At 61.5% G+C, this 21753-nt stretch carries 20 protein-coding genes; 19 read left to right on the forward strand and 1 reads right to left on the reverse strand.

Annotated features, from left to right (window positions below):
• Positions 1-13 precede the first annotated feature (13 nt).
• The 6 genes from tmk to RN347_RS07490 are packed head-to-tail and all read left to right on the forward strand — an operon-like array spanning position 14 to position 5697.
• Positions 14-667, forward strand: a complete 654-nt coding sequence (gene tmk, locus RN347_RS07465) for a dTMP kinase (RefSeq protein ID WP_311960708.1) — start codon at positions 14-16, stop codon at positions 665-667.
• On the forward strand, positions 658-1641 hold the full coding sequence (locus RN347_RS07470) for a DNA polymerase III subunit delta' (protein ID WP_263584250.1): 984 nt from the start codon (positions 658-660) through the stop codon (positions 1639-1641). The genes tmk and RN347_RS07470 overlap by 10 nt, the downstream gene beginning before the upstream one ends.
• A 49-nt stretch (positions 1642-1690) precedes the next feature.
• Positions 1691-2026 carry a PilZ domain-containing protein gene (locus RN347_RS07475; protein WP_311960709.1) on the forward strand — a complete coding sequence of 112 codons (336 nt, stop codon included), beginning with the start codon at positions 1691-1693 and terminating at the stop codon, positions 2024-2026.
• 50 nt (positions 2027-2076) lie between these two features.
• On the forward strand, positions 2077-2907 hold the full coding sequence (locus RN347_RS07480; protein ID WP_311960710.1) for a TatD family hydrolase: 831 nt from the start codon (positions 2077-2079) through the stop codon (positions 2905-2907).
• A gap of 34 nt (positions 2908-2941) precedes the next feature.
• Positions 2942-3502: a DUF1285 domain-containing protein gene (locus tag RN347_RS07485; RefSeq protein ID WP_311960711.1), complete on the forward strand. Its 561-nt coding sequence runs from the start codon at positions 2942-2944 to the stop codon at positions 3500-3502.
• Positions 3499-5697, forward strand: coding sequence for an ATP-dependent helicase (locus tag RN347_RS07490; protein WP_311960712.1), 2199 nt, complete (start codon positions 3499-3501; stop codon positions 5695-5697). Before RN347_RS07485 ends, RN347_RS07490 begins: the two co-directional genes overlap by 4 nt.
• Positions 5698-5761: 64 nt before the next feature.
• Here the strand turns inward: RN347_RS07490 and RN347_RS07495 are convergent, their stop codons facing one another.
• Positions 5762-7426: an electron transfer flavoprotein-ubiquinone oxidoreductase gene (locus RN347_RS07495; protein ID WP_263584245.1), complete on the reverse strand. Its 1665-nt coding sequence runs from the start codon at positions 7424-7426 to the stop codon at positions 5762-5764.
• 426 nt (positions 7427-7852) lie between these two features.
• On the opposite strand from RN347_RS07495, the gene RN347_RS07500 reads away from it, so the two are divergent.
• The 13 genes from RN347_RS07500 (at position 7853) to pheT (ending at position 21704) form a co-directional block, all read left to right on the forward strand.
• Positions 7853-8602, forward strand: a complete 750-nt coding sequence (locus tag RN347_RS07500; protein WP_263584209.1) for an electron transfer flavoprotein subunit beta/FixA family protein — start codon at positions 7853-7855, stop codon at positions 8600-8602.
• A gap of 52 nt (positions 8603-8654) precedes the next feature.
• The gene (locus RN347_RS07505) at positions 8655-9581 is read left to right on the forward strand and encodes an FAD-binding protein (protein ID WP_311960713.1); all 927 of its coding nucleotides are present in this window, start codon (positions 8655-8657) and stop codon (positions 9579-9581) included.
• 235 nt (positions 9582-9816) lie between these two features.
• Complete coding sequence (locus RN347_RS07510) at positions 9817-10428, forward strand: superoxide dismutase (protein ID WP_311960714.1); 612 nt, start codon at positions 9817-9819, stop codon at positions 10426-10428.
• A gap of 530 nt (positions 10429-10958) precedes the next feature.
• Positions 10959-11180: a glutaredoxin-like protein NrdH gene (nrdH, locus tag RN347_RS07515; protein ID WP_252109812.1), complete on the forward strand. Its 222-nt coding sequence runs from the start codon at positions 10959-10961 to the stop codon at positions 11178-11180.
• A 9-nt stretch (positions 11181-11189) separates the two neighbouring features.
• Positions 11190-11621, forward strand: coding sequence for a class Ib ribonucleoside-diphosphate reductase assembly flavoprotein NrdI (gene nrdI, locus RN347_RS07520; protein WP_311960715.1), 432 nt, complete (start codon positions 11190-11192; stop codon positions 11619-11621).
• A gap of 11 nt (positions 11622-11632) precedes the next feature.
• On the forward strand, positions 11633-13786 hold the full coding sequence (gene nrdE / locus RN347_RS07525) for a class 1b ribonucleoside-diphosphate reductase subunit alpha (RefSeq protein ID WP_409365780.1): 2154 nt from the start codon (positions 11633-11635) through the stop codon (positions 13784-13786).
• A 24-nt stretch (positions 13787-13810) separates the two neighbouring features.
• Positions 13811-14782 (forward strand): class 1b ribonucleoside-diphosphate reductase subunit beta, encoded by a 972-nt coding sequence (gene nrdF / locus RN347_RS07530; RefSeq protein WP_263584242.1) that lies wholly within the window; start codon positions 13811-13813, stop codon positions 14780-14782.
• A 159-nt stretch (positions 14783-14941) separates the two neighbouring features.
• Positions 14942-16864: a threonine--tRNA ligase gene (gene thrS, locus RN347_RS07535; protein WP_311960717.1), complete on the forward strand. Its 1923-nt coding sequence runs from the start codon at positions 14942-14944 to the stop codon at positions 16862-16864.
• Positions 16865-16924: 60 nt separating this feature from the next.
• Complete coding sequence (gene infC, locus RN347_RS07540; protein ID WP_263584239.1) at positions 16925-17416, forward strand: translation initiation factor IF-3; 492 nt, start codon at positions 16925-16927, stop codon at positions 17414-17416.
• A gap of 81 nt (positions 17417-17497) precedes the next feature.
• Positions 17498-17692: a 50S ribosomal protein L35 gene (gene rpmI / locus RN347_RS07545; protein ID WP_311960718.1), complete on the forward strand. Its 195-nt coding sequence runs from the start codon at positions 17498-17500 to the stop codon at positions 17690-17692.
• A 36-nt stretch (positions 17693-17728) separates the two neighbouring features.
• Positions 17729-18082: a 50S ribosomal protein L20 gene (rplT, locus tag RN347_RS07550; RefSeq protein WP_009097607.1), complete on the forward strand. Its 354-nt coding sequence runs from the start codon at positions 17729-17731 to the stop codon at positions 18080-18082.
• Positions 18083-18282: 200 nt separating this feature from the next.
• The gene (gene pheS / locus RN347_RS07555) at positions 18283-19302 is read left to right on the forward strand and encodes a phenylalanine--tRNA ligase subunit alpha (RefSeq protein WP_263584237.1); all 1020 of its coding nucleotides are present in this window, start codon (positions 18283-18285) and stop codon (positions 19300-19302) included.
• Positions 19303-19328: 26 nt separating this feature from the next.
• Complete coding sequence (pheT, locus tag RN347_RS07560; RefSeq protein WP_311960719.1) at positions 19329-21704, forward strand: phenylalanine--tRNA ligase subunit beta; 2376 nt, start codon at positions 19329-19331, stop codon at positions 21702-21704.
• Positions 21705-21753 lie beyond the last annotated feature (49 nt).

Raw genomic sequence — 21753 nt, forward strand, 5'->3', positions numbered from 1 at the left:
TTACGAGGTGTCAATGACCCAGCGCGGTCGCTTTATTACCCTGGAAGGGGGCGAAGGGGTGGGCAAATCCACCAACGTTGCCTTCGTGGCGCAGTGGCTTCGAGCACAAGGGCGTGAGGTCATCATGACCCGCGAGCCCGGCGGCACCCCGCGGGCCGAGTCGATCCGCGAGCTGCTGCTGGCCACCACGTTTGATGAGCCGCTCGATAGCGACGCCGAGCTTCTTTTGATGTTCGCCGCCCGCGCCCAGCACCTGGCCGAGAAGATCGAGCCGGCGCTGGCCCGCGGGGTTTGGGTGGTGTGCGACCGCTTCACCGATGCTACCTTTGCCTACCAGGGCGGCGGGCGCGGCATCGATCCCGCACGCATTGAAATTCTCGAGCGCTTCGTACAAAAGGGGCTCGCGCCGGATCTGACCCTGCTGCTCGATATGCCGCCGGAGGCGGCGAAGGCGCGTTTGGAGGGCCGTCGACAGGCCAGCAATACCGAGCCGGATCGCTTCGAGCGCGAGCAGGCCGCCTTTTTCAGCGCCGTACGCGATGCCTACCATGCGCGCGCCGCGGCCGACCCAAAGCGCTTTGCCTTGATCGATGCGCAAAAGCCGCTCGATCAGGTTCAAGCCGCCCTGACGCGGGCGCTGAGCGAGCGGGTGGCGGCATGGCGCTAGCGGATCTTCTGCCTTGGCATCGCGAGATGTGGCAGCAGTTTCTGCGGCTCTCACGCGAGGGGCGCATGCCCCACGCGCTGCTGCTCAGCGGCGCCCGCGGGCTTGGCAAACAGCAGCTTGCCGATGCGCTGGTGGCGCGTACGCTGTGCCTGGACCCTGGTGAGCAGGCCTGCGGCCACTGCCACAGCTGCAGCATGCTCGCCTCGGGCTACCATCCTGATCTGATGCGCATTAGCCTGGAGGAGGGCAAGCGTCAGATTCGGATCGACCCGATTCGTGAGGTCAATCGCTTCGTTCATCAGACCGCCCAGCAGGGCGGCTACCGGGTGATCGTCATCAGCCCGGCCGAGGCGATGAACAGCGCCGCCGCCAACGCGCTGCTCAAGAGTCTCGAGGAGCCCGGCGAGCAGACGCTGTTTATTCTGCTGTCGGACGTGCCCTCGCGCATGCTGCCCACCATACGCTCGCGCTGTCAGCAGTGGTCGCTGCCGAGCGTGCCTTTCGAGCAGTGTCAGGGCTTTTTGACCGAGCAGTTGGGCAGCGACGAGGCACTTTTCTGGTGGCAGGTGTCCGGGGGGCTGCCGCTCTTGGCCGTCGAGCTTGCCGCCCCGGACGAGCGCGCGCTGCGCCACCAGATTCACGATAGCTTCGAGCAGCTGGTGCGCGGCGCGGAGCCGGTTTCTGAAGCGGCGCGGCTGGACCGCCAGATGATCGACGCCATATTATGGTACGGTATCGCCTGGCTCGAGGATCTGATCCGGCTCGGCCTGACCGGCCAAACCACGGCGCTGCACAATCCGGATCTGGAGCCGCTCTACCGGCAGGCGGTCAAGAATGCCCGTGTTCAGGACTGGTTTCGCCTGCTGGATTACGCGCGCGAGCAGCGCCGGCTATTGTCGATGGGTACCAACCCCAATCCTCAGCTGGTGCTCGAGGCGTGGCTGGTGCGCTGGTCGGCGCTTCTGCGCTCCTGACCGCTGCCTGGCCGCCACCACCCGTTTAACGCCACTGCACGAGGTGTCGATGACCGCTCAAAAAGCCCTTTCGCTGACGGTGCCGGATATTCCCACGCTGCTCTCGGCCTACATGCCTTATCTTGAGCGCGGCGGCATGTTCGTTCCTGTCGACACGTTCTATCGCCTCGGGCAGGTAGTGCACCTGCTGATCACGCTGCCCGGTGAAAGCGAGCGGCTGAGCGTGACCGGCACGGTCGTTTGGGTCTCGCCGGCCGGTATCAGCGGGCGGCGTATGGCGGGTATCGGCGTGCATTTTGGTCTTCAGGACTACGCGGTACGCGACAAGATCGAAACCCTGCTCGCCGGCCAGCTCGACGATGCGCCGCCCTCCTTTACGCTCTAGCTAATACGTCATACCTTCGCACCCAACGTGTCGTTTTATCCGAGGCCTTAATGTTTGTTGACTCGCACTGCCATCTGGATCGTCTTTCCGAACACACCCACGACGGCGATGTAGACGCTGCCCTCGCGGCGGCGCGCGCCGCCCACGTGAGCCAGTTTCTGGCGATTGCGGTCACGCTCGACGATATGCCCGGTCTGGCCGCGCTGGCACGCCGCCATCAGGACGTGGCGATCTCTGCGGGGCTTCATCCGCTGGCCAGTGTCGAGCGCGAGCCCGATGTCGAGATGATCAAGGAAGCCGCGGAGCAGTTCGCAGCGGTGGCGATCGGTGAAACCGGGCTCGACTATCACTACCGCGATCGCGTGAGCATCGAGGTGCAGCACGAGCGTTTCAAACGCCACCTGATCGCCGCCACCGAGCTCGAGCTTCCGGTGGTGGTACACACGCGCGAGGCGAAAGAAGAGACCCTGGCGCTTTTGCGCGAGCATACCGACCCTAATGTCGCCGGGGTGCTGCACTGCTTCACCGAAGATATCGAGATGGCCCGCGAGGCGATTCGCCTCGGCTTCTACATCTCGCTTTCCGGCATCGTCACGTTTGCAAGCGCGAAGTCGCTTCGCGAGCTCGCTCGAGTGCTGCCGCTGGATCGGCTGTTGATCGAAACCGATAGCCCATATCTTGCCCCGGTACCTCATCGCGGTAAACCCAACGAGCCCGCCTGGGTAGTAGAAGTCGCCGAATGCATCGCCGCCGAGCGCGGTATCAGCGTCGACGAAGTCGCCATGCAGACGACGGCCAACTTCTACCGTCTGTTTCGCGGCGCCTCCCCCGATGCGCCGCCCCACGTTCAACAGGCACTCGCTCAGGCCGGGCTCGTGTGAGCCCCGCCTGCGTATGCCCCGTCGAGAGAACGCCATGAACATCGATCGTCTGCTCACGCACCGCCCGGACTCGGCCACTGTGCCGCCGGTGGATCAGTGGCACCCGGCGCTTAGCGGCGATATCGATATCGTCATCGACGCCGACGGGCGCTGGCGACACGAAGGCGAGCCTTTCGGCCGCCCGGAAATTCCACACCTTCTGGCCACGCTCTTGCGCCGCTTCGACGAGGGGGTATGTCTGGTCACGCCGGTCGAACGCTGGCGAGTCACGGTCGAGGATTTACCTTTCGTGATCGTCGAGGCGGATTTCAGCGAGGGCGCCTGGTGGTTCACCACCCAGTTCGACGACGTCGTGCGCCTCGATGACGCCCGCCCGATGACGCTCAGCGAAGCCCCGAACGGCGAGCTCATGCCGGAAATCCCGGTGCGCTTTGGCCTGGCCGCCAGGCTTCACCGCAACGTTTTCTACCGGCTGGTCGACGAGGCGGTGCTCGAGGAGCACCCGGCTGGGGCAAGGCTGTGTCTCGAGAGTGCCGGCGCGCGCTACCCGCTTGGCGAACTTGGCGGCGACGAGCGCGCCCGCGAGACGCCGTGAACCTGACGCCGGAACAGCGCGCGGTCATCGAACACGCAGATGGCCATGCCCGGGTGGCGGCGGTGGCCGGTGCGGGCAAAACCACGACGATGGCCGCCCGTGTGCTGCGCCTTCTCGAGCGCGGTGTCGCCCCCAGGCGTATTCTGGTGCTGATGTTCAACCGCTCCGCGCGAGAGGATTTTCAGCGTCGCCTGACGAGCATGGCGCCCGCCGGCCAAGCGCTTCCCGACGTGCGCACGTTTCACTCGCTGGGGCACCGGCTCACCCAAAGCCTGGGCCGGTGGGGGGCGCTGGAGCAGCGCCAGCTTCTATCGGCGGAGTGGCAGCTCGAGCGGCTGCTGCGCCAGGCGAGTCTCAACGTGCTGGCGGATCAGCCCGAGCGGCGCGAAACCGCGCTCGACGCCGACCGGCTCGAAACGCTGGCGCACTTTTGCGGGCTGGTGAAGGCGGAGCTCTGCACCCCGCAGATGCTTTTCGAACGGTTGGAGCTCGAGCAGGAGAGCGATTACTTTCCCGACGCCTTTGTCGAGGCCGAGCGGCTTTTGAAGGATCACGCGCTGATGACCTACGCGGATCTTCTCTATCGCCCGCTGAACGCGCTGGAGGCAGACGCAGCGCTTCGCGCGCGCGTCGAGGGCTTTCTCGACCACGTCATCATCGATGAGTATCAGGACATCAATACCGCCCAGCAGCGGCTTTTGAAGGTGCTGGCAGGCAACACGGCGAGCGTGATGGCGGTAGGAGATGCCAACCAGTGTATCTACGAGTGGCGCGGCGCCCGGCCGGACACCATGCTCGATGATTTTACCGCGACCTTTGGTGCAGCCACCGACTATCCTTTGTCGACCACCTTTCGTCACGGCCACGCGCTGGCGCTGACGGCCAATCACGCGATCATGCAAAACGCTCGCCGCCCGGACCAACTTTGCCTGGCCGCACCGGGCAATGTCGCTACCCGGATCGAGGCCGGCCAGGGCAATCGGCTGCTGCTCGAGGTGCTCGGTCAGTGGCAGGCGTCAAACAGAGCGCTCGACGAGGTGAGCCTTCTGGTGCGCAGCTGGGCGCTGTCGGTGCCGTTTCAGCTGGCGCTGCTGCAAGCGGGCATTCCGTTTCGTTTGGCACGCGAGGACCGCTTCGTGTTCCGCCTGCCGCTGGTGCAGGCGCTGGCCGGGTATCTCAAGCTTTCGCGCCGCCCGGCGCTGTTGAAGGACCCGAACCATCTCATGCTGCTGCTCGCCCAGCCCACGCCCTTCGTGGCGCGAGAGCGGCTGAGCCGTCTGGCGCACCGGCTGGCCGAGACCCAGACCTTTCCCGAGCGCAGTGACCCGCTTCTGGCCTCGCTCAAGCCGATCCAGCAGCGCACGCTGAAAAAGCGCTGGGCACTGCTGTGCGACCTGCCGACGCTCAGCGCCTGGCCGCCGGCGAAACTTTTGCAGCACGTGGTGACGACCATCGAGGCGGAAAAGACGCTCAAGCGCGCCGCCGCGCGCCGCGATAAAGGTGAAGAGGACGTGCGTCTTCTGGACGTGCTGATCGAGCAGGCGCAGAGCGTGCAGGACCCGGACGCCTTCATCGAGCTGCTGGAGCGCCCGGTGGAAAATCAGGCCGGCGGCGTGCTGATCAGCACGGTGCATGGGGCGAAGGGCCTGGAGTGGCCGCTGGTCGTGGTCGCCGGGGTCAACGAAGAGGATTTTCCCCATTACAGCCGCGACAACCCGCTTTCCGATGCGCGCCTGGAAGAAGAGCGTCGGCTTTTCTACGTGGCGATCACTCGCGCCCAGGAGCGGCTTTTGATTCTCAACGACGCGGGGGCGCACCGTGCCAGCCGCTTCATTGCCGAGAGCCGCTGGCACGACGGCGTGCGGGTGGCCGAGGCGCTTAAGGCACCGTCCCCGCCGGAAGCGGCGCTTAGCGTCGAGTCGACGGCGCTGATCGAGCGCTATCTCACGCGCCTGGGGCGTGAGGACATCCCCTTGACGACGGCCCCGGCAGGCAAAGCGCCGGCGCAAGGCGCGGGCGAGTTCTATCCGGGGCAGCGGTTGATGCACGAGGTATTTGGCGAAGGGGAGGTCGCCGCGGTGGAGGGCAATCCTCAGGATCCGGTGATCGACGTGCGCTTTACGCAGGCCGGGCGGCGCCGGCTGATTGCCCGGCGCGCGCCGATTACGCTGCTGGAAACCGCCAGGCCCGCCTGATCGGCGGGCCTGGCGGTTTGAGAAGGCTCGGCCTCGTGAGGCCGAGCTGATACATGCAAAGGTGCTACATGTTGGGGTAGTTCGGCCCGCCGCCGCCTTCTGGTGCCACCCAGGTAATGTTCTGGGCCGGGTCCTTGATGTCGCAGGTCTTGCAGTGCACGCAGTTCTGGAAGTTGATCTGAAAGCGCGGTTTGCCCTGATCGTCCTCCACCACCTCGTACACCCCGGCCGGGCAGTAGCGCTGCGCCGGTTCGGCGTATTTGGGCAGGTTGTGCTCGATGGGAATCGACGGATCCTCGAGTTTCAAGTGACAGGGCTGGTCCTCTTCATGGTTGGTGTTGGAGAGAAACACCGAGGAGGGCTTGTCGAAAGAGAGTTTGCCATCCGGTTTGGGGTAATCGATCTTCTCGAACTCATCGGCGGGCTTTAAAGCGCCGTGGTCGGTGGTGGTGTCATGAAGCGTCGGCAGCTTGTTGCCAACGAGCTGGTTGACGAAATTGAACGCGCCGCCGCCGACGTTACCGTACTTGTGCATCGCCGGGCCAAAGCTCGCATTCTCCTTGAGCTCCTGATAGGCCCAGCTCGACTCCCACTTCGCGGTGAAGCTTGAAAGCTCGGCACCACCTTCATCATTTGACTTGATCGCCTCGAATACGCTCTCGGCGGCCACCAGCCCGGATTTCATCGCGGTATGAATGCCCTTGATCTTGGCGAAGTTCAGCGTGCCGGCATCGCAGCCGATCAGAAGCCCACCGGGGAAGGTCATTTTCGGCAGGCAGTTGTAACCACCCTTGGTAATGGCGCGCGCGCCGTAGGCGACGCGTTTGCCGCCTTCCAGATACTGGCGTAGCACCGGATGGTGCTTCATGCGCTGGAATTCGTCGAAGGGCGAGAGCCACGGGTTTTTGTAACCCAGGTCCATGATCAAGCCGACCACGACCTGCTGGTTTTCGGCGTGGTAAAGAAACCAGCCGCCGTGGGTGTCATTTTGAAGCGGCCAGCCGGAGCCGTGGACTACCAGCCCCGGCTCGTGCTGTTCGGCGGGCACGTCCCAAAGCTCCTTCAAGCCAATACCGTAGTGCTGGGGGTCGCGGCCTTCGTCGAGGGAAAACTCGCGGATCAGGCGCTTGCCCAGGTGCCCGCGCGAGCCCTCGGCAAAGAGGGTGTATTTCGCCCGCAGCTCCATGCCCGGCATATGGCCATCCTTGGGCGTGCCGTCGGCGGCAACGCCCATGTCGCCGATGAGAATGCCGCGCACCGCGCCATCTTCGATAATCACGTCCTGAGCGGCAAAGCCGGGAAAGATTTCGACCCCCAGGGCTTCGGCCTGCTCGGCCAGCCAGCGACACAAATTGCCCGCGCTGATCACGTAGCGGGTCTGGTCGCCGCCGGTGTTGTGCATGCTCTTCGGCACCAGCGCGTGGGGCAGTTTGCGAGCGTTCTCGCTATCCTTCAACAGGTAAAGGTCGTCGCGGGTGGCCGGCGTGTTGAGCGGGGCGCCGCGCTCTTGCCAGTCCGGGAAGAGCTCATTCAGCGCGCGCGGCTCCAACACCGCGCCGGATAGAATATGGGCGCCGACTTCGGAGCCTTTCTCCACGACGCATACGCTGAGCTCCTGCTCGGCTTCGTTGGCTTGCTGCATCAGGCGACACGCCGCCGCCAGGCCAGAGGGCCCCGCACCAACGATGACAACGTCCATCTCCATGACATCGCGCTCTGCGTTTTCCACTGGTCTCTCCTTATTCTCGTTAGTACCGTATCTTATAAAAACACGGACTTAATACTAAACGGTCGTTTGCTTCTGGTTATACCCCATGATAGGCATAATACCGGGCCTGGGTCATCACGACGATGGTCTGCCGGGCATTTGTGGCGCCTTGACCAGCGTTTCGGCTTTGTCGGAGCGCCGGATTTATCGTTTCAAAAGCGCTATATTAGCGTCAGACGGCATTTTAACGGTCTGGCGTTGTCGGGCGTAGACAAGCTGTGGCACATTGATGTGAACACTCGTCTGTCAAACGCTTGAATGAATATCGTATCGAGCAGGCCTTTTTCATTTTTTAGAGCCAGGCGGCATTAGCCACCGCCACAACGCACTGGCCGCCGAGTTACTCACGCCAGCGCCCGGGCTTCTTATCAGCCAAGCGAGGAAACCATGAAAGTACTAGTCGCGGTCAAACGCGTCATCGACTACAACGTGAAAATTCGCGTCAAGGCCGATCATTCGGACGTGGATCTGACCAACGTCAAGATGGCCATGAACCCCTTCTGCGAGATCGCCGTGGAAGAGGCGGTGCGCCTGAAGGAGCAGGGCGTGGCCACGGAAGTGGTCGCCGTGAGCATCGGCCCGAAAGCTGCCCAGGAGCAGCTGCGCACCGCGCTGGCGCTGGGCGCCGACCGGGCGATCCAGATCGAGACCGACGAGCGCGTCGAGTCGCTGGCAGTGGCGAAGCTGCTGGCGAAGGTGGTCGAACAGGAGCAGCCGGGGCTGGTGATTCTCGGCAAGCAGGCGATCGACACCGACAACAACCAGACCGGGCAGATGCTCGCAGCACTGTCCAATCTGCCCCAGGCCACCTTCGCCTCGAAGGTTGCCGTCGACGGCGACCGGGTCAGCGTCACCCGCGAGATCGACGGCGGCCTGCAGACGCTGTCACTGTCGCTTCCGGCGATCGTCACCACCGATCTGCGCCTCAACGAGCCGCGCTACGCCAAGCTTCCCGACATCATGAAAGCCAAGAAGAAGCCGATGGACGTCAAAACGCCGGCGGACTACGGCATCGAGGTGGCCTCGAAAGTGAGCCTGGTGAAGGTCGAAACGCCGGCCGAGCGCAAGGGCGGGGTAAAAGTGGCCTCGGTCGACGAGCTGGTCGACAAGCTCAGGAACGAAGCGAAGGTGCTTTGATCCCCCCACCTTCCGCTTGCCTCTTTCACCGTTATTCCAGGGAGTACACTCCATGAGCATTCTGGTACTGGCCGATCTTCACGACGGCCATCTGCTTGACGCCACCGCCCACGTGGTGGCCGCCGCCCGCGAGATCGGCGGCGATATCGATGTGCTGGTCGCCGGCGACGGCGTCCAGGCCGCGGCGGAGGCCGCCGCGAAACTCGACGGCGTCACCCGGGTTCGCCTGGCGGATAACGCCGTCTACGCCCACCAGCTCGCCGAGCCGCTGGGTGCGCTGGTGGTGTCGCTGGCCGACGACTACAGCCATATTCTCACCAGCGCCTCGACCACGGGCAAGAACGTGCTGCCGCGGGTCGCCGCGCTCAAGGACGTCAGCCAGCTTTCCGAAATCGTCGCGGTTGACGGCCCGGACACCTTCAAGCGTCCGATCTACGCCGGCAACGCCATCGCCACGGTGAAAAGCGACGACACGCTCAAGGTCATGACCGTGCGCACCACGGCGTTCGATGCCGTGGGCCGCGACAACGCGGCCGCCATCGAGGCCCTCGACACCGTGGTCGAGAACGACCAGTCGCAGTTCGTCGGTGAGGAGCTCGCGCAGTCCGACCGCCCGGAGCTGGGGGGCGCGAAGGTCGTGATCTCCGGGGGCCGTGGCATGGGCAACGGCGAGAACTTCAGACTGCTCGACGGCATCGCCGACAAGCTCGGTGCGGCGGTCGGCGCCTCCCGGGCGGCGGTGGACGCGGGCTTTGTGCCCAACGACATGCAGGTGGGTCAGACGGGCAAGATCGTCGCGCCGGATCTGTACATCGCGGTGGGCATCAGCGGCGCCATCCAGCACCTGGCGGGGATGAAGGACTCGAAGGTGATCGTGGCGATCAACAAGGACGAGGAAGCGCCGATCTTCCAGGTGGCGGACTACGGCCTGGTGGGGGATCTGTTCGAGCTTCTGCCAGAGCTCGAGAGCAAGCTCTGATCACGTCTTGACGTTTTTCCGCCTGTTGGCGGATGATCGAAAGCCGGCTGCCGGGCAGCCGGCTTTTTATTGCGCGCCTATTAGATAAAGCGCTGATTGTTAGCTAGAGTGCTAGGGCGCGCAGCGCCAATGCACGTTTGCGTTTCGAGGAAAATTCCGCCCAAGCGGTTGAAAAGAGTAGGGCGTGACCGCACCTATTCGATGAACATCAAAAGTCACTCAAGGAGATGATGACATGGCACATACACTACCCGAACTGCCGTATGCCTACGACGCACTCGAGCCGAACATCGACGCGATGACGATGGAAATTCACCATTCGCGTCACCACAACACCTACGTGACCAACCTGAACAGCACGCTCGAAGGCACTGGCCTTGAAGATCTGTCGATCGAAGAGCTGGTGTCCAACCTGGACCGCGTGCCGGAAGAGAAGCGTCAGGCCGTGATCAACAACGGCGGCGGTCACGTCAATCACTCCATGTTCTGGCAAATGATGTCGACCAACGGCGGCGGTCAGCCCAAGGGTGACGTTGCCAAGGCGATCGACAGCGAACTGGGTGGCTTCGACACCTTCAAGGAAGAGTTCAAAAAGGCCGCGACCGGCCGTTTTGGCAGCGGTTGGGCGTGGCTCTCCGTGACGCCGCAGAAAAAGCTGGTCGTCGAGAACACGCTGAACCAGAACAGCCCGCTGATGGACGGCAACACGCCGATTCTGGGTCTCGACGTGTGGGAACACGCCTACTACCTGAAGTATCAGAACAAGCGCCCGGACTACATTGCCGCCTTCTTCGAAGTCGTCAACTGGGATGAAGTCGAGCGTCGCTACCAGGCCGCTATTGCCTAAGACGTTGACCGATCAGCAAGGCGCTTTGAGCGCCTTGTCGAAAGCCCGGCTCCGGCCGGGCTTTTTGCTGCGCGCTTGACGCATACGCTGTTTTTCATCGCGGCTCTTTCGCCGCCTCGCTGCCTTCTCCATCGCCGTAGGGCCTGGGTATTCATTGTCGGCATTCATCCCGACATGCCACCACGCACATTCTTGCGTTTTCACACGGCTCGATTTTGCTGGAAGCGTGTTTTTTTGACGTCAAAACTGAGGTGGATAACCTTTCAAAACCCGGTCATTAACGTCGCTCAAAACGGCTTTAATCGATGGATATCGCGCTTGCAGTTCGCTTTTTTTCAAAGCCCTTTTTGGCTGAGCCGCGCCGCTGCGCTGGGTACACTTTGTCAATAACCTGTGGATTAAAAAATACCATATATGCTTGAATTGATTTTGCAGTGGTCTATATATAGTATGCGTAGTCTGTTTAGAGGGGGTCGGGCACAACCGGTGCTCTAGCCCAAAAACGCCGCTATGAAAAGGAAAAAATAGCCATGGCCATCCAGATTTACAGCAAGCCCGCCTGCGTTCAGTGCACCGCCACTTACCGCGCGATGGACAAGCAGGGAATCGAGTACACCGTGATAGATATCACCGCTGAAGACGGCGCCCAGCAGGAAGTCGAGGCGCTGGGTTATCGCCAGCTGCCCGTCGTCGTGGCCGGTGACGATCACTGGTCGGGCTTTCGTCCGGATCGTATTCAGGCACTGGCTTAATTTCGTGCCATGCTGACGGACGCTCACGCACCGTTGGTTGGCACGCTGGTGTATTTTTCCACCCGGTCAGGCAACACCCATCGTTTCGTGGAAAAGCTGGGGTTGGCGGCGCACCGGCTGCCGATCAACCGCAACGACCCGGTTCCTCATATCGACGCCCCTTACGTGCTCATTACCCCGACGTATGGTGGGGGCGGCACTAAAGGGGCGGTGCCGGGCCCGGTGATCCGCTTTTTGAACGATGAGCACAACCGGCGCCTCATCCGAGGCGTCATTGCCGCTGGCAATACCAATTTTGGCGAGGCTTACGGGCTGGCGGGGCGTATCGTCGCCCAGAAGTGCCAGGTGCCGCTGCTTTATCGATTTGAGCTTTTGGGCACTGACGATGACGTCGCCAGGGTTCGCAAAGGAGTAGAAGAGTTTTGGAAACGACAAACGTAGCCACTACCAACGTGCCTGAAACGAAAAAACCGGCGGCAGAAGCGAGCCAGACGCGTACGCTGGACTATCACGCGCTGAACGCGATGCTGAATCTTTACGGTGCCAATGGCGAGCTTCAGCTCGACAAGGACCGTGAAGCGGCGCGCCAGTACTTTCTGCAGCACGTCAATCAAAACACGGTTTTTTTCCACTCGCTGGAAGAGAAGCTCGACTACCTGGTGGAAGAGGGCTACTACGAAGCCGAGGTGCTTGGCCAGTACGCGCCGACTTTCGTCAAGGCGCTGTTCGAGCAGGCCTACGCCTACAAGTTTCGTTTCCCAAGCTTTCTGGGCGCGTTCAAGTACTACACCAGCTATACGCTGAAAACCTTCGATGGCAAACGCTATCTCGAGCGCTACGAAGACCGCGTATGCATGGTGGCACTCACGCTTGCCCGCGGTGACGAGGCGCTTGCCAAATCGCTGGTCGACGAGATCATCAGCGGGCGCTTCCAGCCGGCTACGCCAACGTTTTTGAACTGCGGTAAGCAGCAGCGCGGCGAGCTGGTGTCGTGCTTTTTGCTGCGTATCGAAGACAACATGGAGTCGATCGGCCGTTCCATCAACTCGGCGCTGCAGCTCTCCAAGCGCGGCGGCGGCGTGGCGTTCTTGCTGAGCAACATTCGCGAGTCCGGCGCACCGATCAAGCGCATCGAGAACCAGTCCTCCGGCATCATTCCCATCATGAAGCTGCTGGAAGACGCCTTCTCCTACGCCAACCAGCTCGGCGCGCGCCAGGGCGCGGGTGCGGTCTACTTGAACGCCCACCACCCGGACATCCTGCGCTTTCTGGATACCAAGCGCGAAAACGCCGACGAGAAGATTCGTATCAAGACGCTCTCGCTCGGGGTGACCATTCCGGATATCACCTTTGAGCTTGCCAAGCGTAACGACGACATGTATCTGTTCTCGCCCTACGACGTGGAGCGGGTCTACAGCAAGCCGTTTGGCGATATCAGCGTCAGCGAGCACTACCACGAGATGGTGGCAGATGCGCGCATTCGCAAGCAGAAGATCAACGCACGCGCCTTCTTCCAGACGCTGGCGGAGCTGCAGTTCGAGTCCGGCTACCCCTACATCATGTTCGAAGACACGGTGAACCGGGCCAACCCGATCGCCGGGCGCATCAACATGAGCAATCTGTGCTCGGAGATTCTGCAGGTCAACACGCCGACCGAGTACGATGAAAGCCTGAACTACAGCAAGATCGGTCAGGACATCTCCTGCAACCTGGGCTCGATGAACATTGCCAAGGTCATGGACTCCGGCGATATCGGCACCAGCGTGGACATCGCCATTCGTGGCCTGACCGCCGTCTCCGAGATGAGCAACCTCAAAAGCGTGCCCTCGATCGCCGAAGGCAACGCCAAGTCGCGCGCCATCGGTTTGGGTCAGATGAACCTGCACGGCTTTTTGGCTCGCGAGCACATCTACTATGGCTCGGAAGAGGGGCTGGATTTCACCAATCTCTACTTCTACTGCGTGGCGTTTCACGCCATTCGTGCGTCGAATCAGTTGGCGATCGAGCACGGTGATACCTTTGCAGGCTTTGCCGACTCCACCTACGCCTCGGGCACGTTCTTCGACAAGTACACTGACGAGGCGTGGCTACCGAAGACCGAGAAGGTGCGCGAGTTGTTCGAGCGCAGCGGCATCGCGCTTCCGACTCAGGGTGACTGGGAGCAGTTGAAGACGTCGGTCATGGCGCACGGCCTTTACAACCGTAACCTGCAGGCCGTACCGCCGACCGGTTCGATCTCGTACATCAACCACTCCACCTCGAGCATTCACCCGGTAGCGGCGAAGATCGAGATTCGCAAGGAAGGCAAGCTTGGCCGCGTTTACTACCCGGCGCCGTTCTTGAACGAAGAGAACTTCGACTACTTCCAGGATGCCTACGAGATCGGCCCCGAGAAGATCATCGACACCTACGCCGAGGCGTCCAAACACGTCGATCAGGGCTTGTCGCTGACGCTGTTTTTCCCGGATACCGCCACCACGCGCGATATCAACAAGGCGCAGATCCACGCGTGGCGCAAGGGCATCAAAACGCTTTACTACATTCGTCTGCGTCAAAGCGCGCTGGAAGGCACCGAAGTCGAAGGCTGTGTTTCCTGCACGCTGTAACCACGTAACGAAAGAGACCACTCAATGAACACCATGCAACGTCTATCACGGGTCGACGCCGTTAACTGGAACCGGCTGCAGGACGACAAGGACCTGGAGGTCTGGAACCGTCTGACGAGCAACTTCTGGCTGCCGGAAAAAGTGCCGCTGTCCAACGATATCCAGTCCTGGAACACGCTGACTCAGCAGGAAAAGCAGCTGACCATCCGTGTGTTCACGGGCTTGACGCTTCTGGACACCATCCAGGGCAGCATCGGCGCGCCAACGCTGATGGAGGATGCGCGCACGCCCCACGAAGAAGCGGTGTACACCAACATCGCCTTCATGGAGTCGGTGCACGCGCGCTCCTACAGCTCGATCTTCTCGACGCTTTGTACCACGCGCGACGTCGACGACGCGTTTCGCTGGAGCGAAGAGAACCCGATGCTCCAGGCGAAATCCGAGCTGATTCTCGAGCGCTACCGCGCAGACGATCCCTTGATGCGCAAGGTGGCCAGCGTTTTTCTGGAGTCGTTTCTGTTCTACTCCGGCTTCTACCTGCCCATGTACTGGTCGAGCCACGCCAAGCTCACCAACACGGCGGATTTGATCCGCCTGATCATTCGCGATGAGGCGGTGCACGGCTACTACATCGGCTACAAGTTCCAGCAGGCGCTCGCCGAGGCCACCCCGGAGCGCCAGCAGGCGGTCAAGGATTACGCCTACGAGCTGCTTTTGGAGCTTTACGACAACGAGGTGCGCTACACCGAGTCGCTTTACGACGCGGTCGGCCTGACCGAGGACGTGAAGAAGTTTTTGCACTACAACGCCAACAAGGCGCTGATGAACCTGGGCTTCGAGCCGCTCTTTCCGAGCAGCGTGACCGACGTGGACCCGACCATCATGGCCGCGCTTTCGCCAAGTGCCGATGAAAACCACGACTTCTTCTCCGGCTCCGGTTCGTCCTACGTGATCGGCAAGGCGGTCGCCACTGAAGATGACGACTGGGCGTTCTAGCGTACTTTGGCGCCGGTGTCTCGCCGCCTGAAAGTCTGCTAGGCTACGCGCCTGCTCATCAATGGGCAGGCGCTTTTGCGTTTGAAACGAACCCTCAAGCCATTGATAGCGATATGTGATCCCTGGTATGGATCACCACTGCGCTCAAGGAACACCCGAATGCCCATAGTGACACTGCCCGACGGCAGCCAACGTACGTTTGACGAACCGCTTTCCATCATGGCTCTCGCCGAGTCCATTGGCCCTGGTTTGGCCAAGGCGTGCGTGGCCGGAAAGATCGACGGTGTGCTGGTCGATGCGGCCGATGTAATCGAGCACGACGCCGAGGTCGCGATCATTACCGCCCGCGACCCGGAAGGCATCGACATCATTCGCCACTCCAGCGCGCACCTGATTGGGCATGCGGTAAAGCAGCTCTACCCGGACGCCAAAATGGCGATCGGCCCGGTGATCGAAAACGGCTTCTATTACGATATCGATTTTGGCCGCTCGGTCACGCCGGATGATCTGGAAGCGATCGAAAAACGCATGCAGGCGCTGATCGACACCGAATACGACGTGGTCCGCGAATACGTCGACCGCGACCAGGCGCTGGAAACCTTCGTTGCCCGCGACGAGCCCTACAAGCAGGAGATCGTGCGCGAGATCCCGGACGGCGCGGCTATCCGCCTGTACCACCACGAAGAGTACACGGACATGTGCCGGGGCCCGCACGTGCCCAACACGCGTCATCTTAAAGCGTTCAAACTGACTAAGCTGGCCGGCGCCTACTGGCGCGCAGACGCCTCCAACGCCATGCTCACGCGCATCTACGGTACGGCTTGGGGCGACAAAAAGCAGCTCAAGGCCTACCTGAAGCGCCTGGAAGAGGCGGAAAAGCGCGACCACCGTAAGCTGGCGCGCAAGCTCGATCTCTTCCACATGCAGGAAGAGGCGCCGGGCATGGTGTTCTGGCATCCCAACGGCTGGGCGCTGTGGCAGCAGGTCGAGCAGTACATGCGCGGCGTCTATAAAGAGGGCGGCTACCAGGAAATCCGCTGTCCGCAGGTCATGGACGTGTCGCTGTGGAAGAAGTCCGGCCACTGGGACAACTACGCCGACGGCATGTTCTTCACCGAATCGGAGAAGCACGAGTACGCGCTCAAGCCGATGAACTGCCCGGGCCACGTCCAGGTGTTCAACTCCGGGCTTAGAAGCTACCGCGAGCTTCCGGTACGCTTTGGCGAGTTCGGCGGCTGCCACCGCAACGAGCCGTCCGGCGCGCTGCACGGTATCATGCGCGTGCGCGCCTTTACCCAGGACGATGGCCACGTCTTCTGCACCGAGGCTCAGGTCGAGCCGGAAGTCACGAGTTTCCATCGCCAGGCGCTGAAGGTGTACCAGGACTTTGGCTTCGAGGACATCGCGATCAAGATCGCGCTGCGCCCGGAAAAGCGCATCGGCAGCGACGAGGTGTGGGACCGCGCCGAAGACGCTCTGCGCGGTGCGCTCAAGGCCTGTGACGTCGAGTGGCAGGAACTTCCCGGCGAAGGCGCGTTCTACGGCCCCAAGATCGAGTATCACATGAAGGACTGCCTGGGTCGTGAGTGGCAGGTCGGCACCATGCAGGTCGACTTCATGATGCCCGAGCGTTTGGGCGCGCAGTACGTGACCGAAGAGGGCGAGCGCAAGGCGCCGGTCATGCTGCACCGGGCGATCGTCGGCTCCATGGAGCGCTTCATCGGCATCCTGATTGAACATTACGCCGGGGCTATGCCATTATGGCTGGCACCCGAGCAAATGGTCATCATGAATATCACCGATTCGCAGCGTGATTACGCGCTGGAATTGGAGAAACGCTTGCAAAAAAGCGGTCTTCGCGTCAAGGCAGACTTGAGGAACGAGAAGATCGGCTTTAAAATCCGTGAGCATACGTTACAGAAAATTCCCTATCTCCTTGTGGTCGGAGATAAGGAAGTCGAAGCTGACTCAGTGGCCGTGCGAACTCGCAGCGGCGAAAACCTCGGCACCATGACCGTCGATGACTTCATCGAACGCGCAAGCGCCGAGAGAGCAGCCCTGGCGACATCGTCAATTGCCTAAGGAGACAGAGCAATCAAGCGAAGCAACCCGCGCGGGCGTCCTGCAGACAAGCGCCCACCAATGAACGAGCGTATTACCGAAGAAGAAGTCCGTTTGATCGACGCTGAAGGTGAGCAGCTGGGCGTTGTGCCCACTACCGAAGCGTTGGAACGTGCTGAAGCTGCCGGTTTGGACCTCGTGCAAATTTCAAATGCCGATCCTATCGTCTGCAAGATCATGGATTACGGCAAGTTCGTTTTTGAGTCGAAAAAGCAAAAAGCGGCTCAAAAGAAAAAGCAAAAGCAAATCCAGGTCAAGGAAGTCAAATTCCGGCCCGGCACTGACGAAGGCGATTACCAGGTGAAGCTCAAAAACCTGATTCGCTTTCTCGAAGGTGGTGACAAGGGCAAGGTCACTTTGCGTTTTCGTGGTCGCGAAATGGCGCACCAGGACATCGGCCGCAAGCTGATGGAACGGATCGCGGCAGACCTCGAAGAGATCGGTTCGGTGGAATCCTTCCCGAAAATGGAAGGCCGCCAGATGATCATGATTCTTGCCCCCAAAAAGAAGTGATCCAACGGCGAATTTAACGGGTCAGCGCTTGGCGCTGACCGGCCCTGGGTTTTCTAAAAAACATCGAGCGGAGTTATTCTCATGCCGAAAATCAAAAGCAACAGCGGCGCTGCCAAGCGCTTCAAGAAGACGGCTAACGGCTTCAAGCACAAGCAGTCTTTCCGTAGCCACATCCTGACCAAGAAATCGACCAAGCGTAAGCGTCAGCTTCGCGGTATGAAGCAGATTCACGCAGCAGACAAGCCGCTGATCCAGCGCATGCTGCCGAATCTGTAAGTCGTTTTCGAATTTTTTTAAAGTCAGGAGTGTGTCATGACTCGAGTCAAGCGTGGCGTTGTCGCCCGTCGTCGTCATAAGAAAGTACTGAAGCAGGCTAAAGGCTACTACGGTGCTCGTTCGCGCGTTTTCCGCGTTGCCAAGCAGGCCGTCATCAAGGCCGGCCAGTACGCGTACCGCGACCGTCGTAACCGTAAGCGTCAGTTCCGTGCCCTGTGGATCCAGCGTATCAACGCCGGTGCCCGCATTAACGGCATGTCTTACAGCCGTTTCGTTGGCGGCTTGAAGAAAGCCGGCATCGAAATCGACCGTAAGGTACTGGCGGATCTGGCGGTTCACGAGAAAGCAGCGTTCGCTGCCATCGTGGAAAAAGCCAAGGCTGCCCAATAAGGTTTTAGGCCCGCTTTGGCTTGAAACCAGGGTCATGTCCCGATGACCCATGCAGGGGAAGAGCAGCCGCTCTTCCCCTGTTTTTTTTGCCATCGAAAAATCATTGCTATTGAAACCCTGGCTATTGAAAATTCATCCAATAAGGTCCCGTTCTGGCGACGCCTTATTGGATGAAAACCGCTTAATTCGGAGTTTAATGGATGGACCACCTGCCTACGCTGGTATCAGAGGCGCGCGACGCGATCAAGGCCGCGCAGAGCGTCGCTGAACTGGACGAATTACGAGTTCGCTACCTGGGCAAGAAGGGCGAGGTCACCGCGCTGTTGAAGGGGCTCGGTAAGCTCAGCGCCGAGGAGCGCCCGGCGGCGGGCGAGCGGATTAACCAGGCGAAACAGACGTTAGCTGGGGAAATCGACGCCAAGCGTGAGGCGCTGGAAAGCGAAGCGCTCAACGCGCGCCTGGCGGCAGAGAAGATCGACGTGACGCTGCCGGGGCGCGCCCACGCGCCGGGTGGACTGCATCCGGTGACGCGTACCCTCGAGCGTATCGAGAGCCTGTTTACCCGTATCGGCTATGACGTAGCGGTGGGGCCTGAGATCGAGGACGACTACCACAACTTCGAAGCGCTCAATATTCCCGCGCACCATCCGGCCCGCGGTATGGCGGACACCTTCTATTTTGACGCCACGCGCCTTCTGCGTACCCACACCTCGCCGGTGCAGGTGCGTACGATGAAAGAGAGCGAGCCGCCGATTCGCATTGTCTGCCCCGGGCGGGTCTATCGCAGCGACTCGGATCTCACCCACACGCCGATGTTTCATCAGGTCGAGGGGCTGCTGGTCGATGAGGGCGTAAGCTTCGCCGATCTCAAGGGCACTATCGAAGACTTCCTGCAGGCGTTTTTCGAGCGTGACGATCTGATGGTGCGCTTTCGTCCCTCCTACTTTCCGTTCACCGAACCCTCTGCCGAGGTGGATATTCAGTGCGTAATGTGTAGCGGCGATGGCTGTCGGGTCTGCTCGCACAGCGGCTGGCTCGAGGTCATGGGCTGCGGCATGGTGCATCCGGAAGTGTTCAAGCACTCTGGCATCGACACCGAGCGCTACACCGGTTTCGCCTTTGGCATGGGCGCCGAGCGCCTGGCGATGCTGCGCTACGGCGTCAACGACCTGCGACTGTTCTTTGAGAACGATCTGCGTTTTTTACGTCAGTTTGCCTAACCACGCCGCCAGACACAGGAACGAGCATGAAATTTTCAGAACAGTGGCTGCGTGAATGGGTATCGCCGCAGCTGGACACCCAGGCGCTTGCCGACCAGATCACCATGGCGGGCCTCGAAGTCGACGCCGTCGAGCCCGTGGCCCCCGCCTTTGAAGGCGTGGTAGTCGCCGAAGTCATCGCCAAGGAGCCGCATCCGGACGCCGACAAGCTCAACGTGTGCCGCGTCAACGACGGCACCGGTGAGGTGCAGGTGGTGTGCGGGGCACGCAACGTGGCCGTTGGTCAGCGTGTGCCTTTCGCCCAGGTCGGCGGGTTGCTGCCCGGCGACTTCAAGATCAAGAAAGCGAAGCTTCGCGGCGTCGAGTCCTTCGGCATGATTTGCTCCGCCTCGGAGCTTGGCCTCGAAGAAGAGACCTCCGAGGGTATTTTCGTCCTGCCGGAAGACGCTCCAATCGGCGACAGCGTGCGTGCCTACCTGATTCTCGATGACGCGACCATCGAAGTGGACCTGACGCCTAACCGGGGCGATTGTCTGAGCGTCAAGGGCATGGCCCGAGAAGTCGGTGTGCTCAACCGTCTGCCGGTCCAGGCGCCCGCCTGTGAGCCGGTGGCGCCGAGCATCGAGCAGCGCTTTCCGGTCAGCGTCAGTGCCGGTGAGCAGTGCCCGCGCTACGTATCGCGGGTGATCGACGGTATTGATCTGACTCGGCCCACGCCGCTCTGGATGGCCGAGCGCCTGCGCCGTAGCGGCGTGCGCACCATCGACCCGGCGGTCGACGTCACCAACTACGTCATGCTCGAGCTCGGCCAGCCGCTTCACGCCTTCGATCTGAATAACCTGAGCGAGGGTATTCAGGTGCGTATGGCAGAAGAGGGCGAGCGACTGACGCTGCTCGACGGTCAGGACATCGCGCTGCGCCCGGATACGCTGGTGATCGCCGACGCCTCTGGGCCGCTGGCCATGGCCGGCGTCATGGGGGGTGAGTCCTCCGGCGTCAGCGCCACCACGCGCACGCTGTTTCTCGAGGCCGCCTACTTCACCCAGCTGGCGGTCGCCGGCCAGGCACGCTCCTACGGGCTGCACACCGACGCCTCTCACCGTTTCGAGCGCGGTGTCGACCCGTCGTTGACCGTTCAGGCGATCGAGCGGGCTACCCGTCTTTTGATTGATATTTGTGGCGGTCAGGCGGGGCCCGTGTGTGAAACGCAAAACGAGGTGGATCTACCCAAGGCGCGCCGTATCACGCTGCGTGAGACGCGCCTTGGTCAAGCGCTCTCCAAGGAGCTCGCGGTTGACGAGGTCAGCGATATTCTCGACCGTCTCGGGCTTACAAGCTCGTATGCCGACGGCGAGTGGCAGGTCGCGGTGCCGAGCTGGCGTTTCGATATTGCCATCGAAGAGGATTTGATCGAAGAGATCGCCCGCATCCACGGCTACAACAACCTGCCGGTACGCCGCCCGGCGGCGCGTTTGGCGTTGCGCTCGGCCAACGAGGCGCGGCTGACCCAGTCAGCGCTCAAGAACCGGATGGTCGCCCGCGGCTATCAGGAGGCGATCACCTACAGCTTCGTTGCGCCGGAGCTGCAAAAGACGCTGCTGCCCGAGGCGGTTTCGCCGGTGCTGGCCAACCCGATCTCGGCGGATCTGTCGGTCATGCGCGCAAGCCTCTTCCCGGGGCTGGTGCGCGCGCTTTCGCACAACCTGAACCGCCAGCAGCACCGTGTACGCCTGTTCGAAACCGGGCTGGTTTTCCAGGGCGAGCTCGATTCGCTCACCCAAGCGCCGATGCTGGGCGCGCTTGCGTGCGGGCCGCGCGAGCTCGAAGGGTGGAGTAGCGACAAGACCGCGGTGGATTTCTTCGATCTCAAGGGCGATCTCGAAAGCCTTCTGGCGATGGGCGACGACAGCGCCTGGCGCTTCGAGCCCGGCGAGCACCCGGCGCTACATCCGGGCCAGTGCGCCGAGCTGTTCCACGGCGATCAACCCGCCGGCTGGATCGGTACGCTACACCCGAAAGTGCGCGCGGAGCTTGGTTTAAAAGTCGACGCGGTACTGTTCGAGGTGCGCCTCGATGCACTGAGCGAAGGCGTGATTCCCGCCTTCGCGCCGCTGTCCCGCTATCCGGAAGTGCGCCGCGATCTCGCCTTTAGTCTCGATGCGCAAACGCCGGTGCAGGCGCTTCTCGACTGTGTGAGCCGCGAGGCCGGCGATCATCTTGAGGATCTCAAGCTTTTCGACGTCTACACGGGTAAAGGGGTGGAACCGGGGCAGAAGAGTATCGCCCTGGGCTTGACCTGGCAGCATCCATCGCGCACGCTGAATGATGATGAAATCAATCAGCGGGTGGATTCGATCGTGGCCGAGGCAAACGCCACGTTGAATGCGCAGCTTCGCGGCTGACACGTAGCGGTCGCAAGCAACATCGTTGGCAATGGTGGGCGACAAGGAG

The organism is Halomonas sp. PAMB 3264 (genome assembly GCF_031954245.1).
In the GTDB taxonomy this organism is placed as follows: domain Bacteria; phylum Pseudomonadota; class Gammaproteobacteria; order Pseudomonadales; family Halomonadaceae; genus Vreelandella.

Excerpts from the sequence above, each read along its gene's own strand:
- tmk (WP_311960708.1), top strand. The coding sequence starts at position 14 with ATGACCCAGCGCGGTCGCTTTATTACCCTGGAAGGGGGCGAAGGGGTG.
- RN347_RS07470 (WP_263584250.1), top strand. The coding sequence starts at position 658 with ATGGCGCTAGCGGATCTTCTGCCTTGGCATCGCGAGATGTGGCAGCAG.
- RN347_RS07475 (WP_311960709.1), top strand. The coding sequence starts at position 1,691 with ATGACCGCTCAAAAAGCCCTTTCGCTGACGGTGCCGGATATTCCCACG.
- RN347_RS07480 (WP_311960710.1), top strand. The coding sequence starts at position 2,077 with ATGTTTGTTGACTCGCACTGCCATCTGGATCGTCTTTCCGAACACACC.
- RN347_RS07485 (WP_311960711.1), top strand. The coding sequence starts at position 2,942 with ATGAACATCGATCGTCTGCTCACGCACCGCCCGGACTCGGCCACTGTG.
- RN347_RS07500 (WP_263584209.1), top strand. The coding sequence starts at position 7,853 with ATGAAAGTACTAGTCGCGGTCAAACGCGTCATCGACTACAACGTGAAA.
- RN347_RS07505 (WP_311960713.1), top strand. The coding sequence starts at position 8,655 with ATGAGCATTCTGGTACTGGCCGATCTTCACGACGGCCATCTGCTTGAC.
- RN347_RS07510 (WP_311960714.1), top strand. The coding sequence starts at position 9,817 with ATGGCACATACACTACCCGAACTGCCGTATGCCTACGACGCACTCGAG.
- nrdH (WP_252109812.1), top strand. The coding sequence starts at position 10,959 with ATGGCCATCCAGATTTACAGCAAGCCCGCCTGCGTTCAGTGCACCGCC.
- nrdI (WP_311960715.1), top strand. The coding sequence starts at position 11,190 with ATGCTGACGGACGCTCACGCACCGTTGGTTGGCACGCTGGTGTATTTT.
- nrdF (WP_263584242.1), top strand. The coding sequence starts at position 13,811 with ATGAACACCATGCAACGTCTATCACGGGTCGACGCCGTTAACTGGAAC.
- thrS (WP_311960717.1), top strand. The coding sequence starts at position 14,942 with ATGCCCATAGTGACACTGCCCGACGGCAGCCAACGTACGTTTGACGAA.
- infC (WP_263584239.1), top strand. The coding sequence starts at position 16,925 with ATGAACGAGCGTATTACCGAAGAAGAAGTCCGTTTGATCGACGCTGAA.
- rpmI (WP_311960718.1), top strand. The coding sequence starts at position 17,498 with ATGCCGAAAATCAAAAGCAACAGCGGCGCTGCCAAGCGCTTCAAGAAG.
- rplT (WP_009097607.1), top strand. The coding sequence starts at position 17,729 with ATGACTCGAGTCAAGCGTGGCGTTGTCGCCCGTCGTCGTCATAAGAAA.
- pheS (WP_263584237.1), top strand. The coding sequence starts at position 18,283 with ATGGACCACCTGCCTACGCTGGTATCAGAGGCGCGCGACGCGATCAAG.
- pheT (WP_311960719.1), top strand. The coding sequence starts at position 19,329 with ATGAAATTTTCAGAACAGTGGCTGCGTGAATGGGTATCGCCGCAGCTG.